Raw genomic sequence first — 13006 nt, 5'->3', positions numbered from 1 at the left:
ATCTGGTGATGACCATACCGCAAAGGAAGTGCTTCGTGACTAAATCCGTTATCGCGCTTGATCACATTGAGTTGACACTTGGCAGCGGCGCTTCCTCGGTTCATGTACTGAAAGGCATCTCGCTAAATATCAATTATGGGCAGTCAGTCGGCATTGTCGGCCCGTCCGGCTCGGGCAAATCGACACTGCTGATGGTTCTTGCCGGACTTGAGCATGTGGATTCCGGTTCGGTCCAGATTGCCGGCGAGAAACTCGAAAGCATGAGCGAAGATCAGATCGCGGCGTTCCGCGGTCGCAATATCGGCATCGTATTCCAATCATTTCATCTCATTCCGAACATGACGGCGCTCGAAAATGTCGCTGTGCCGCTCGAGCTCGCGGGGAATCCGGATGCCTTCGGTATTGCAGAGAATGTGCTCGCGGCAGTCGGTCTAGCCGATCGCATTACGCATTACCCAGGGGAACTCTCGGGCGGCGAGCAGCAGCGCGTCGCGATTGCCCGCGCACTGGCGCCGTCGCCGAAGATCCTCATTGCCGACGAGCCAACGGGCAATCTCGACACTGCGACCGGCCGGCAAATAACCGACCTACTGTTTGAGAAGCAGAAGGAATTCGGCGTCACGCTGGTCCTCGTCACCCATGACGCGACGCTTGCCGCGCGCTGCGACAGGGAGATCCGCGTTCGCTCCGGCCTGATCGAAGCGGATGAACATGCTCCGGAGCTGGCGAAAAGCGCATGAGCGAGATATCCCCCGCCCGTGCTTCACCGTCCCTGAAACTGGCGTTGCGTTTCGCCCTGCGTGAAATGCGCGGTGGTCTGTCAGGGTTCTATATCTTTCTCGCCTGCATTGCGCTTGGTGTGGCGGCCATTGGCGGTGTCAACTCGGTCGCAAACTCCGTTACGGCGGGTATCTCCACGCAAGGCCAGAGCATCCTTGGCGGCGATATCCGTTTCCAGCTCAACCAGCGCGAAGTCGACCCGGACGAGCGGGCTTTTCTCGACAGCAAGGGCCGCGTAGCCGTCAGCGCCAACATGCGGTCGATGGCAAGGCTCGCCGACGGGTCTGATCAGTCGCTGGTGGAAGTGAAGGCAGTGGACAATGCCTATCCGCTCTATGGAGCGCTGCAGACAACACCCGCACTTGACCATCAGGCACTGTTTGCAGAAAAGGATGGTGCCTACGGAGCCGCCATAGCCCAGATATTTCTCGACCGGCTCAATCTGAAGCTGGGTGACCGGGTTCTCCTTGGAACTGCAACGTTCGAGTTGCGCTCCGTCATCAGCAACGAGCCGGATCTGCTATCCGACGGCTTTGGCTTCGCACCTCGCTTCATGGTTTCGCTTGAAGGACTTGGAGCTGCCGGGCTTATCCAGCCGGGAAGCCTTGTCGATCATAGCTATAAGATCGCTCTACCAGCCGGGGAGACGGACGCTGCGATCACTGCCATACGCGACGAAGCGCAAAAGCAATTTCCACAAGCCGGTTGGACAATACGTGGCCGCAACAATGCCGCGCCTTCGCTCAGTGCCAATATCGAACGGTTCTCACAATTCCTGACCTTAGTCGGGCTGACCTCCCTGATCGTTGGCGGGGTTGGCGTAGCCAATGCGGTAAGGTCCTATCTCGACGCGAAGCGCGGCGTCATTGCCACTTTCAAGTCGCTTGGAGCTCCAGGCTGGTTCGTCATCGCCGTCTATTTGATACAGATCGTCATCATGGCGCTGGCCGGAATTCTCATCGGCCTCGTCGTTGCGGCCCTTATTCCTTATGCCGCTGGCTATGCGTTGCAAAGTGTTCTGCCCATCGCCTCGAAGGGCGGCTTCTATCCCGGCGCATTGCTCTGGGCGGCGCTGTTTGGTCTTTTGACAACGCTCGCGTTCGCCATATTGCCCTTGGGGCGCGCTAGGGACGTTCCAGCGACGGCACTTTTCCGCGAACAGGGGTTTGAACAGCGGGGCTGGCCGAAGCCAATCTATGTGGTAGTCGCGGTTGTGCTAATTGCCATTCTTTGCTTGCTGGCCGTGATTTTTGCCTATGACCGGCGAATCGCCATGGTCTTTGTTGGCGCAGTGGCGTTCTCATTCGTCGTTTTGCGCGCTGTTTCGGGCCTGGTTCAATGGCTTGCACGGCGTGCGCCGCGCGTGCGATCGACAGCGCTGCGACTGGCTTTTGGCAATATTCACCGGCCTGGTGCCCTGACTCCGTCCGTAGTCCTGTCGCTTGGCCTGGGACTGACGCTTCTCGTGGCGCTTGCCCTTATCGACGGTAGTTTGCGCCAGCAACTGGCGGGTAACTTGCCCGAGCGGGCGCCAAATTTCTTCTTTGTCGATATTCAGAGCAAGCAGGTCGATCAATTCACCAGTCTCCTGCAGAATGCGGCGCCGAATGGCAAGATCGTCAGCGCTCCGATGCTGCGCGGTCGGATCGTCGCGTTCAACGGGACCGATATCACCAAATTGACCATTCCACCCGAGGGCGCATGGGTATTGCGCGGCGATCGCGGTATCACCTATGCCAAAACCGTGCCGGAAAACTCGACGCTGACACAAGGTTCGTGGTGGCCGGCTGATTACTCCGGTGAACCGCTCGTCTCCTTCTCTGCCGAAGAGGCTGGCAATCTTGACTTGAAGATTGGTGACACCGTGACGGTCAATGTGCTTGGTCGCAACATCACCGCGCGGATCGCCAATTTTCGCCAACTCCAGTGGGAATCTCTTGCCATCAACTTCGTGATGGTGTTTTCGCCGAACACGTTTACCGGCGCGCCGCATGCGTGGCTGGCGACCCTGACCGACCCCGCAGCCACCTCCCAGCAAGAAGCCACCGTCATGCGCGATGTGACCCGCGCCTTTCCGGCGGTGACGACCGTTCGGGTCAAGGATGCGATCACCATCGCAAATGAGCTGGTCGGACAATTGGCCGTTGCTATTCGCGCGGCAGCGTCAGTGGCACTCATCGCATCGATTCTGGTGCTTGGCGGTGCTTTGGCGGCAGGAAACCGCGCGCGTGTCCATGATGCGGTCGTGCTGAAAACGCTTGGAGCGACCAGACGCACGCTGATAAAGGCCTTTACGCTCGAATATATGCTGCTCGGCCTATCAACCGCTATTTTTGCGTTGCTCGCCGGTGGTGTGGCTGCCTGGTATGTGATTGTGCGTGTCATGACATTGCCAGCTTCATTCCAGCCGGAGGTGGCGATGATGACGGTAATTATCGCACTGGTTCTGACTATCGGTTTCGGCCTCGCTGGCACATGGCGAATACTTGGCCAGAAGGCGGCGCCGATCTTGCGAAACCTTTGAAATCATTAAAACGATGTAATATTGTACGGATTCAGGGCAATTTGGGACTGCAACACACGATCTTGAGTAAATCAGGTCTTGTTATGAGGCATTTAAATCACCATAATTCTTAGCAAGGCATGCTGGGGTCCCGCCAGCGGCGCCCGGGATTCCCCCGACACCCGACGGGACGAAGCAAATGAGGAAAACCATGGCTGACTATCGCAACATCCAGGCCCGTACATCGGCCGGAGTGCGTGTGGACGCGGGGATCGATCAAGGTCTACGCAGCTACATGCTGAAGGTGTATAACCTTATGGGTATCGGTCTTGCTGTGACCGGTTTGGCCGCCCTTGCAATCGTTTATCTCGCAACCACCAATGATGCGTCGCTCGCCGCAGCGCAGTTGCCGAACGGCAAGATGCTGACAAATCTTGGCGTGGCAATCTATGGCTCGCCCCTTCGCTGGGTTGTGATGCTTGCACCACTTGCCGCAGTGTTCTTCTTGAGCTTCCGCATCGAGAAGATGAGCGTTGCTGCTGCGCAGACGACGTTCTGGGTCTATGCCGCGCTCGTCGGTATTTCCCTGTCCTCGATCTTCCTCGTGTATACATCCGGAAGCATCGTTCAGACCTTCTTCATCACCGCAGCATCGTTTGGTGCGCTGTCTCTGTACGGCTACACCACAAAGCGTGATCTGTCCGGGATGGGCTCGTTCCTGTTCATGGGCCTGATCGGTATCATCCTTGCGTCGCTGGTTAATATTTTCCTTGCGTCGAGCGCGTTGCAGTTCGCAATCTCGGCTATCGGCGTTCTGGTCTTTGCCGGCCTGACTGCCTATGACACGCAGAATATCAAGGAAATGTACTACGAAGGTGATAGCTCGGACACTTATGGCCGCAAGGCAATCATGGGTGCACTCCGACTTTATCTCGACTTCATCAACATGTTCATGTTCCTGCTGCAGTTCCTGGGTAACCGCAACTGACTCTTGCGAACCTGAATTGAAGATAAGGGCAGCGGAAACGCTGCCCTTATCGTTTTTCCTGCCGCCGGTGATTCGGCGACAATTTTCGCGACGCTCCCTTCAAATTCCATGCAAAGAAGTGCATGAAGCGTTCAAGATCATCTATTCATTGCGAAATGCCATGTCCCAGATTCATATCCGTTCGGCCCGCCCCGCCGACCTTCCGGCCATAACCGAAATCTATCGCGACGCCGTCCTGCATGGAACGGCGACTTACGAAATCGATCCACCCGATATGGAGGAGATGACGCGGCGGTTCCATGCGATCACCACGGATGGATTTCCCTACGTTGTCGCGGAACTCGACGGAGCAGTAATCGGCTATGCCTATGCCAGTTATTTCCGGACACGCCCGGCTTATTGGTGGTCAGCCGAAGATTCGATTTATGTTGCGCCGGAGGCCAAGGGTAAGGGGCTCGGCAAGGTCCTGCTGCAACAGCTGATCAAGGATTGTACCAATCTCGGCTTCCGCCAGTTTATCGCAGTCATCGGCGATGGCCACGATGCATCGGCGTCGGTACGCTTGCATTTGAGCTCCGGCTTCAAACATTCGGGGACGATCAAGGCATCGGGCTTCAAGCACGGCCGTTGGCTCGACACCGTGCTGATGCAGCTGGATATGAACGGCGGCTCGGAAACATTGCCTGGCAAGCCTCCGCTGAAAGCTTAAGCGCTAAGTCAGGACCCTAACTCCGTACGACCCTCAGGCTCTTGTCGAAAATCCTTAGTACCCGATCGAGTTCCTGTCCGCGCTTGAGAATGAGGCCACTGGCAGCAATGACACTGTACGCGCCTTGCTTGCGCGCAAGCCTGGGGTTTTTCTCTATCCGGAACATCGGTACTTCACTGGTTCGCCGGAAGATCGAAAAGACTGCCCGGTCCATCAAATGATCGATGGCATAGTCCCGCCATTCACCGGCAGATACCATGAAACCATATATTCCTAGGATCTGATCGAGTTCGCGCCGGTTGAAGGTTACGGGCAAATCGTTGTTACGGGTAAGGGAGATAAGTTTAGCCTGCTGTTGCGATTCGTCGCCACCTGCATTGCTGTCCATCAATCAACCGCCTTTGAGAACTGTTGTGTCACGTGGATGACATAAGTTGGCCTGATCCGTGTCAATTTACAAGTCCGGAGTTATGGGAGCTGTTCGATACCGCTGCTTACGAACTGTTTTGTGGGCTTTCTCACAAAGCAATACGTCGTGAATTCAATGGTGATAGGTTGACACATTCTCGCCATTATCTGTTCGCATTGCCGCCGGATTCGACACCCAACATCAATCGCATGTTGTCGGAGACCGGCCTCTTTCTCGAAGCAATCCGAAAACCCCAAGCCCCCCGCCCAACGGGTTGCCCGGGTTGAGCCCGACAAGTCTCCCTAAGCAACATGCCCCAATACTCAGGCCGGATTTATCCGGCCTGTTTTTCTGGGTGCTCTAGGGTTTCGCGGCAATAATGGAGGCGCCGATGATAGGGCCTGGCTTGCCTTCACCCAGCATCTCCTGCAGCAGCACCGCGCAGCCGGACGCTTTCTTGCTGGCGATCTCACTTAGCGGGATTTCGATCTTCTGCGCCGTTCCATCCCACATGCCGACCGTCTCCATCGCGCGTACACTATTGGCGTAATTGACCTTGCGCCCAACATTCTCGCCATCGGGAATGGTGATGATACTCTCCCGATTAAAATAGGCCAGCAGAACCCGAACCGGATTGGTTGCTGATGGGCCTGAACCTATGTCGATCAACAGCCGGTCCTGCGCGGCCTTTTCGATGGATACGGGGATGGTAAGCCCAGTCGGTGTGTTACGCGTTTCTGCAATACGCCTGCGAATCTTCTGGCCATCCTGACCGTTCATATGCTCCCGGCCATTGATGATCACCTGCGGCGTATAAACACCGTTCAATCCCAGCGCGGTACGATATGCATTCTGACGGTCGGTGTTTTCGGGTACGGCTAGGCTATCCCTCCAGCCGCGGTAGTCCCAATAATCCACGTGGAAGGCCAGCGCGACAACCTTTCCTTCCGTAGCAAGCGACTTCAGCACCGCATCCGCCGGGGGGCATGATCCACAGCCTTGAGACGTATAAAGCTCGACGACACCTTCTGGTTGCTGGCCAGAATCCCCCGCATAGACAGGCAGCACATAGGCCACTGCTGCCACGAACGGTGCGCTGATTACAATGCGTCTGGATAGGGTGCGCAGGGGCAAGGCAGTTATTTTCTTCCCGAGTTTTTTAGTTCTTATTTGTCATTTCATTGTCAGAAGATTGATAGGAGCCGATCGTTTCAACAGGAAGTCACTTTGAGGTGAATTCGATCACGTTTCGTCTTGCCTTAGATCCCGAGGCTCTGGTCGAAAGGCCGCCGGTTTCCCGGCGACCATCCATTTCACATTATCCTTAACGTTCAGGCAGCAAGATCACGCAGAACGTACTGCAGGATACCGCCGTTCTTTAAATATTCCAGCTCGTCGATCGTATCGATACGGCAGATCAATGGCACTTGCTTGACGCTGCCATCGGCATAAGCCACCGTGGCAAATGTCTTTTGCCGTGGCTGAATTGTCGCCAGACCGTCAATCGAGACGATTTCGTCACCCTTGAGTCCCAATGATTGCCAGCTCGTGCCGTCTTCGAGAACGAATGGTACTATGCCCATGCCGACCAGGTTGGAGCGGTGGATACGCTCGAACGACTGGGCAATCACCGCACGGACACCAAGCAGACTTGTTCCCTTTGCTGCCCAGTCGCGTGACGAGCCGTTGCCATATTCCACACCGGCAAAGACCACCAGAGGAACGTTTTCGCTCCGATATTGCATGGCGGCATCGTAGATCGGCATCTCCTCCTTGGTCGGGTAATGGATCGTATAGCCACCTTCACGGCCGTTTTCGCCGAGCATATGATTGCGGATGCGGATGTTGGCGAAGGTGCCGCGCATCATCACTTCATGATTGCCGCGGCGGGTGCCGTATTGGTTGAAGTCCAGCGGAGCGACGCCATGCTCGGTCAGATACTGTCCGGCAGGAGAGGCCGCCTTGATCGAACCGGCCGGAGAAATGTGGTCGGTGGTGATCTTGTCGCCAAACAGACCAAGAATGCGCGCACCCTTGATGTCGTTGACCTTGCCCGGTGTCTTGCCCATGCCGACAAAGTAAGGCGGGTTCTGCACATAGGTCGACTGATCGTCCCAGGCATAGGTCTGACCTGCCGGAACCTTCACCGCCTGCCAGTTTTCGTCGCCCTTGAACACATCGGCATATTTGGCCGAAAATAGTTTGCGGGTAACGTTCTTGGTGATGAACTCCTGAATCTCGTGTGAAGACGGCCAGATATCCTTGAGGAAAACCGGATTACCGTTCTGATCTTCGCCAAGCGGCTGGGTGGTCAGGTCGAGTTTGACTGTACCGGCGATCGCATAGGCAACGACGAGAGGCGGTGAAGCCAGATAGTTTGCCTGAACGTCGGGCGATACCCGGCCTTCGAAGTTGCGATTGCCGGAAAGTACCGATGCCGCGATCAGCCCTTTATCGTTGATCGTCTTGGAAATCGGCGTCAGCAGCGGGCCGGAATTGCCGATGCAGGTCGTGCAGCCGAAACCGACAAGGTTGAAGCCAAGCGCGTCTAGTGATGTCTGCAAACCGGCGCTTTCGAGATAAGCGGCAACGACCTGCGAGCCCGGAGCAAGCGATGTCTTGACCCAGGGCTTCGACTTCAGGCCTTTGGCCACCGCATTGCGGGCAAGAAGACCCGCTGCAATCAGCACACTCGGATTCGAGGTGTTCGTGCAGGAGGTGATAGCCGCGATGGCGACATCACCGTGACCAAGATCGTAGTCCTCTCCTTCGACCGCATAGCGGGCATCGAGCTGCGTGGTCTTCTTGTATTCTTTCTGCAGCGATTCATGAAAGCCGGACGCGATGTCTTCAAGCGCGATACGGCCCTCGGGACGCTTCGGTCCAGCCATGGAAGGAACGACGGTCCCAAGATCGAGTTCCAGCGTGTCGGTGAACACCGGATCAGCAGAGTTTGGCTCGCGCCACATGCCTTGCGCCTTCGAATAGGCCTCGACAAGAGCGAGACGGTCTTCGTCGCGTCCGGACATGTGCATGTAATTGATGGTTTCGCGGTCGATAGGGAAAAAGCCGCAGGTCGCGCCGTATTCGGGGCCCATATTGCCAATGGTTGCACGATCTGCGAGCGTCATGCTTTCCAGGCCAGGTCCGAAGAATTCGACGAACTTGCCCACGACGCCCTTCTTGCGCAGCATCTGCACAACAGTAAGAACGAGGTCGGTCGCTGTCACGCCTTCCTTGACCTTGCCGGTCAGGCGGAAGCCGATGACTTCCGGCAGAAGCATCGAAACGGGCTGGCCAAGCATGGATGCCTCAGCCTCGATACCGCCAACGCCCCAGCCGAGTACGCCCAGCCCATTGACCATGGTCGTATGCGAGTCGGTGCCGACGCACGTATCAGGATAAGCGACGGTCACGCCATCCTCTTCCTTGGTCCACACGCCTTGCGCGAGATATTCAAGATTGACCTGATGGCAGATGCCGGTGCCAGGCGGAACGACGCGGAAGTTCTTGAACGCCTGCTGGCCCCACTTCAGGAAGCGGTAGCGCTCCCCGTTGCGTTCATATTCGAGATCGACATTGCGCTTGAAAGCCTGGGGATTGCCAAACTCGTCGACGATAACAGAGTGATCGATGACGAGGTCAACCGGAACGAGCGGATTGATTTTTTCCGGATCGCCACCGAGGTTGACCATGGCGTCGCGCATCGCTGCAAGATCCACGACTGCTGGAACCCCAGTGAAGTCCTGCATCAGGACGCGGGCCGGACGATAGGCGATTTCCGCACCGGCACTGCCGCGGTCGACGAGCCATGCTGCGACGGCTTCGATGTCTTTTTTGAAGACCGAGCGGTTGTCTTCAAAACGAAGCAGATTTTCGAGAAGAACTTTCATCGAGAATGGCAGCTGGGAGATGCCTTCCAGGCCGTTCTTTTCGGCTTCTGTCAAACTATAATAGACATATTCCTTGTCCCCCACGACGAGGGTCCTACGACATTTGAAGCTGTCAATCTGAGACATTGTTGCGTTCGTCCTTATGCTGAGGCCTAAACCCGGGACGAACGCCTTTGCCGCGTTTCAAGGACGCGCTAAGGTGCGGGTGCAGTCATTTCCGCTGTCCGTCCCGCAACAGGTCCAATGAACCCGTATCGAGATCGGCCAAAATGGTTTCCACGCCGACCGCTGGCATGGTTGTGAGCTATATAGAGTTTTTCGCTGATCTGTGCCAGACCGGAATTAGTCTAAATTGTGTGCTGCGTCGAAATAATCACGTGGCGTTTCACAAGTACCAAAAAGCGGATCGGTCATGCGGTTAATCGCCGAGAATTTGGGTGGTGAACGGGGAGGAGAACTGTTGTTTTCCGGTCTTCACTTTGCTGTTTCCTCCGGTGAAGCCCTTATGGTGACCGGGCCCAATGGTTCAGGTAAATCGACCCTGCTTCGAATTATCGCAGGTCTGCTTGTCCAGGCGGAAGGAATGCTTCGGCTCGAGGGTGCGCCAGCCGCGTTTGAGGGGCTCACCGCAGCCGCTCATTATCTTGGCCACCTCAATGCCATGAAGCCGGTCCTCAGCGTTGGTGAAAACCTGCATTTCTGGCAATCGTTCAACGGACAGGGTCAGTATTCGATTGCCGAAGCGCTCGACTATGTCAGTCTTGGTGAAATTGGTCACCTGCCTTTTGGCTATCTTTCGACCGGACAAAAACGCCGTGTGAGCATCGCCCGGCTTCTTGTCAGCGACCGGCCGGTGTGGCTTCTGGATGAGCCAACCGCCGGGTTGGACAAAGCATCTGAGACGCAGTTCACCGGACTTATGCGCGGACACCTGACAAGCGGCGGAATTATAGTTGCAGCGACCCATTTGCCACTGGGGCTTGAGGGATCGAAGGAATTGGCCTTGGGAGCAGCCGCGTAATGGGCGCATTGTTCCTTCGCGACGTTCGACTGGGCTTGCGCGCTGGCGGCGGCGCGTTGGTTGGAATCCTGTTCTTTCTGGCGGTAATTGCCGTCGTCCCCTTTGGCGTGGGGCCCGATCTGAAGCTGCTTTCCCGTATTGGGGCGGCCATGTTGTGGATCGGAGCGCTGCTTGCGACCTTGCTTGGCCTCGACCGCCTGTTTCAGGCGGATCGTGATGATGGCTCGCTCGATCTCTTGATCATGGCGTCGGACCGGCACATGCTTCCACTTACAATCCTGATCAAATGTCTGGCGCATTGGACAGTCAGCGTCTTGCCATTGGTCATTGCCTCGCCGCTGCTTGGGCTCTTCATGAACATGGAGGCCGCGGCCATTGGTGCGACCGCTTTGACCCTTCTGGTTGGCACGCCGGCGATCACGCTGATCGGCGCTGTTGGCGCTGCGGTGGCGGTTTCGCTGCCGCGGGGCGGTCTTTTGGTTTCTGTGATCATCCTGCCGCTGACGATACCGGTGCTGATTTTCGGCGTGTCTGCGTCCTATGGCGCAGTTGAAGATCCCGCACCGTTTCTGGCACCTTTCCTTATTCTTGCTGCGATTACGCTGTTCTTTGCAGTGCTGGGTCCAATAGCCGCCGCAGCGGCGTTGAGGTCTTCAGCCGATTGACGGCGTGATGAATTGCGAAACGGGCATCAGAAAGCTAAGAGTATGTGATGAGTGACGCAGTATCCAAGACCGGACGATGGATCGACCTGGCCAACCCTACGCGGTTTTTGAGCCTGGCAGGTGGCATTCTGCCGTGGCTTGGCGGACTTACCGTTCTCGTGCTGGCCATCGGCTTCTGGATGTCGATGAACGCGCCCGACGATTACCAGCAAGGCTCGACCGTCAAGATCATGTTCATCCACGTGCCTTTCGCCTGGCTTTCGATGATGTGTTACACGATCATGAGCGTCGCGGCGCTCGGAACACTCGTATGGCGCCACCCGCTGGCCGATGTCTCCGCCAAGGCTGCGGCGCCGATCGGTGCTGTCTTCACTGCTTTGGCGCTGATTACCGGCTCACTTTGGGGTAAGCCGATGTGGGGCACGTGGTGGGTCTGGGATGCGCGGCTCATCTCCGTTTTTGTCCTGTTTCTGATGTATCTCGGGATCATCGCGCTTACCCGCGCCATGGATGACCCGGCAAAATCGGCAAAGGCCACGGCTATCCTAACCCTTGTCGGCTTCATCAATATTCCGATCATCAAGTTTTCGGTCGACTGGTGGAACACGCTGCATCAGCCTGCGTCAGTGCTGCGCATGGGTGGCTCAACTCTCGACCCGTCCTATCTCAAGCCACTGCTGGTCATGGCAATCGGTTTCACCCTGCTATTTTTCACGTTGCATATGATGGCAATGCGCAACGAAATCTGGCGTCGCCGCGTCACGGCGATGCGCCGCGTTGCTGCCCGTAGCGCAGATCGGGGAACAGTGTCATGATGAGCCATACCGGTTTCGTGCTTGCCTCCTATGGCGCTGCCATCATCGTCCTTGCTGCCTTGATCGGATGGATTTTCATCGATCAACGCAGCCAGCGTCAGGCGCTGCAGGAACTGGAATCGCGCGGAGTGCGTCGCAGGTCCGAGACGAAGATGGATAACGCATCGTGACGGGGCAGGAGCAAGTCGAAAAGGCTCCACGAAAGCGCAGCCTGTTCTTTGTCTTCCTGCCGCTTATCCTGTTTGCCGCCCTAGCCGCTGTTTTCGCATTCCAGCTTGCGTCGGGCCGCGATGAATCGGTCATTCCGTCTGCGCTGATTGGCAAACCCGCTCCCAATGTGTCGCTGCCTGCCGTGAGTGGCTTACAAAAGGATGGCCAGCCGGTTCCTGGGCTCGATCCGGCAGCCTTCAAGGGGCAGGTCACGCTCGTCAACGTTTTTGGTTCCTGGTGTGTGCCCTGCCGTGTCGAACACCCGCTGCTCATGCAATTGGGTGAAGACAAGCGGTTTCGGCTCACCGGGTTGAACTACAAGGATAAAAACGAGAACGTCCTCGGCTTCCTCGACGAACTCGGCAATCCCTACGCCGCCATCGGAGCCGACATGAACGGCCGGGCCGCAATCGAGTGGGGCGTATATGGCGTGCCGGAAACCTTCCTTGTCGGCAAGGACGGAATCGTCGCCTACAAGCATGTCGGACCTTTGACGGAAGACTCGATCCGCGACGATGTCATGCCTGCCGTTGAGGCAGCGCTAAAGGCGAAATAAAGGTCTTTCAGTTTTCCAGCATGGCATAGCGCCGTACCCAGCCCGCGGCTCTTGTTGCGGCCGTCGCCGTACTGTCATAGGCGTGGGTGAGCGGAACAGTGATCATCCGATAGCCGAATGTCGTTTTAGTCGCGACCGTGACCGGCGCAACAATAGGCGTGCCAAGGGCAATCGTCTCTATTGGCCGGTCCGCAGCGGGAACCGTAAAAGACCTGCCGGCGACCACTGATTCAGGAGCAGATTTCACGGTACATGTCGCGGTGATCAACGGATAGTCGACCTTCGTGTTCTGACGAATCTGGTTCTCCTGGTCGGCTCTGCATCGTTCGATACTGGTCCAGCCCGCATCTGCGGTCTTTATATATTCGCAGATTTTCGCATCGCAGTCGCAACCCATCAGGGTCATTACGATGAGAACCGTTTTCATGGATTGGGCCTTCTGAAGATTCGTTGCGGA

The 13006-nt window shown here is 56.7% G+C and carries 12 protein-coding genes and 1 pseudogene; 9 read left to right on the top strand and 4 right to left on the bottom strand.

Annotated elements, in window-relative coordinates:
• Nucleotides 1–8: 8 nt before the first annotated feature.
• The 4 genes from C7476_RS09320 to C7476_RS09305 all read left to right on the top strand — a co-directional run bounded on the left by C7476_RS09320 (nt 9) and on the right by C7476_RS09305 (nt 4980).
• The gene (locus C7476_RS09320; RefSeq protein WP_181872400.1) at nt 9–740 is read left to right on the top strand and encodes an ABC transporter ATP-binding protein; all 732 of its coding nucleotides are present in this window, start codon (nt 9–11) and stop codon (nt 738–740) included.
• A complete protein-coding gene (locus C7476_RS09315; RefSeq protein ID WP_114429663.1) occupies nt 737–3304 on the top strand; it encodes an ABC transporter permease in 2568 nt (855 codons plus the stop codon). The genes C7476_RS09320 and C7476_RS09315 overlap by 4 nt, the downstream gene beginning before the upstream one ends.
• A gap of 190 nt (nt 3305–3494) precedes the next feature.
• Nucleotides 3495–4271, top strand: coding sequence for a Bax inhibitor-1/YccA family protein (locus C7476_RS09310; protein ID WP_114429662.1), 777 nt, complete (start codon nt 3495–3497; stop codon nt 4269–4271).
• A 160-nt stretch (nt 4272–4431) separates the two neighbouring features.
• Entirely contained in the window at nt 4432–4980 is a 549-nt protein-coding gene (locus C7476_RS09305) for a GNAT family N-acetyltransferase (RefSeq protein WP_114429892.1), read from the top strand.
• Between the two features lie 16 nt (nt 4981–4996).
• Here the strand turns inward: C7476_RS09305 and C7476_RS09300 are convergent.
• The 3 genes and pseudogenes from C7476_RS09300 to acnA form a co-directional block, all read right to left on the bottom strand.
• A pseudogene (locus C7476_RS09300) lies at nt 4997–5284 on the bottom strand (DUF2794 domain-containing protein); the annotation flags it as partial.
• Between the two features lie 465 nt (nt 5285–5749).
• The gene (locus tag C7476_RS09295; protein WP_245426250.1) at nt 5750–6523 is read right to left on the bottom strand and encodes a DUF1223 domain-containing protein; all 774 of its coding nucleotides are present in this window, start codon (nt 6521–6523) and stop codon (nt 5750–5752) included.
• Nucleotides 6524–6720: 197 nt separating this feature from the next.
• Nucleotides 6721–9408: an aconitate hydratase AcnA gene (gene acnA, locus C7476_RS09290; RefSeq protein WP_114429659.1), complete on the bottom strand. Its 2688-nt coding sequence runs from the start codon at nt 9406–9408 to the stop codon at nt 6721–6723.
• A gap of 286 nt (nt 9409–9694) precedes the next feature.
• Here acnA and ccmA point away from each other — a divergent pair, with 286 nt between their 5' ends.
• Genes ccmA through C7476_RS09265 form a run of 5 tightly spaced genes read left to right on the top strand, consistent with a single transcriptional unit; the run spans nt 9695 to nt 12549 of the window.
• Complete coding sequence (gene ccmA, locus C7476_RS09285) at nt 9695–10303, top strand: heme ABC exporter ATP-binding protein CcmA (RefSeq protein ID WP_114429658.1); 609 nt, start codon at nt 9695–9697, stop codon at nt 10301–10303.
• Entirely contained in the window at nt 10303–10968 is a 666-nt protein-coding gene (gene ccmB, locus C7476_RS09280; RefSeq protein ID WP_114429657.1) for a heme exporter protein CcmB, read from the top strand. The genes ccmA and ccmB overlap by 1 nt, the downstream gene beginning before the upstream one ends.
• A 44-nt stretch (nt 10969–11012) precedes the next feature.
• The gene (locus C7476_RS09275; protein ID WP_181872394.1) at nt 11013–11783 is read left to right on the top strand and encodes a heme ABC transporter permease; all 771 of its coding nucleotides are present in this window, start codon (nt 11013–11015) and stop codon (nt 11781–11783) included.
• Nucleotides 11780–11953 (top strand): heme exporter protein CcmD, encoded by a 174-nt coding sequence (gene ccmD, locus C7476_RS09270; protein ID WP_114429655.1) that lies wholly within the window; start codon nt 11780–11782, stop codon nt 11951–11953. Before C7476_RS09275 ends, ccmD begins: the two co-directional genes overlap by 4 nt.
• Nucleotides 11950–12549: a DsbE family thiol:disulfide interchange protein gene (locus tag C7476_RS09265; protein WP_114429654.1), complete on the top strand. Its 600-nt coding sequence runs from the start codon at nt 11950–11952 to the stop codon at nt 12547–12549. Before ccmD ends, C7476_RS09265 begins: the two co-directional genes overlap by 4 nt.
• A gap of 7 nt (nt 12550–12556) precedes the next feature.
• On the opposite strand, the gene C7476_RS09260 is transcribed toward C7476_RS09265, so the two are convergent.
• A complete protein-coding gene (locus C7476_RS09260) occupies nt 12557–12976 on the bottom strand; it encodes a hypothetical protein (RefSeq protein WP_114429653.1) in 420 nt (139 codons plus the stop codon).
• Between the last annotated feature and the right edge of the window lie 30 nt (nt 12977–13006).

The organism is Phyllobacterium bourgognense, assembly GCF_003337575.1.
In the GTDB taxonomy this organism is placed as follows: Bacteria; Pseudomonadota; Alphaproteobacteria; order Rhizobiales; family Rhizobiaceae; genus Phyllobacterium; species Phyllobacterium bourgognense.
Note: the sequence above shows the minus strand (reverse complement) of the source record. Positions and strands in the feature narration are given on the sequence as shown.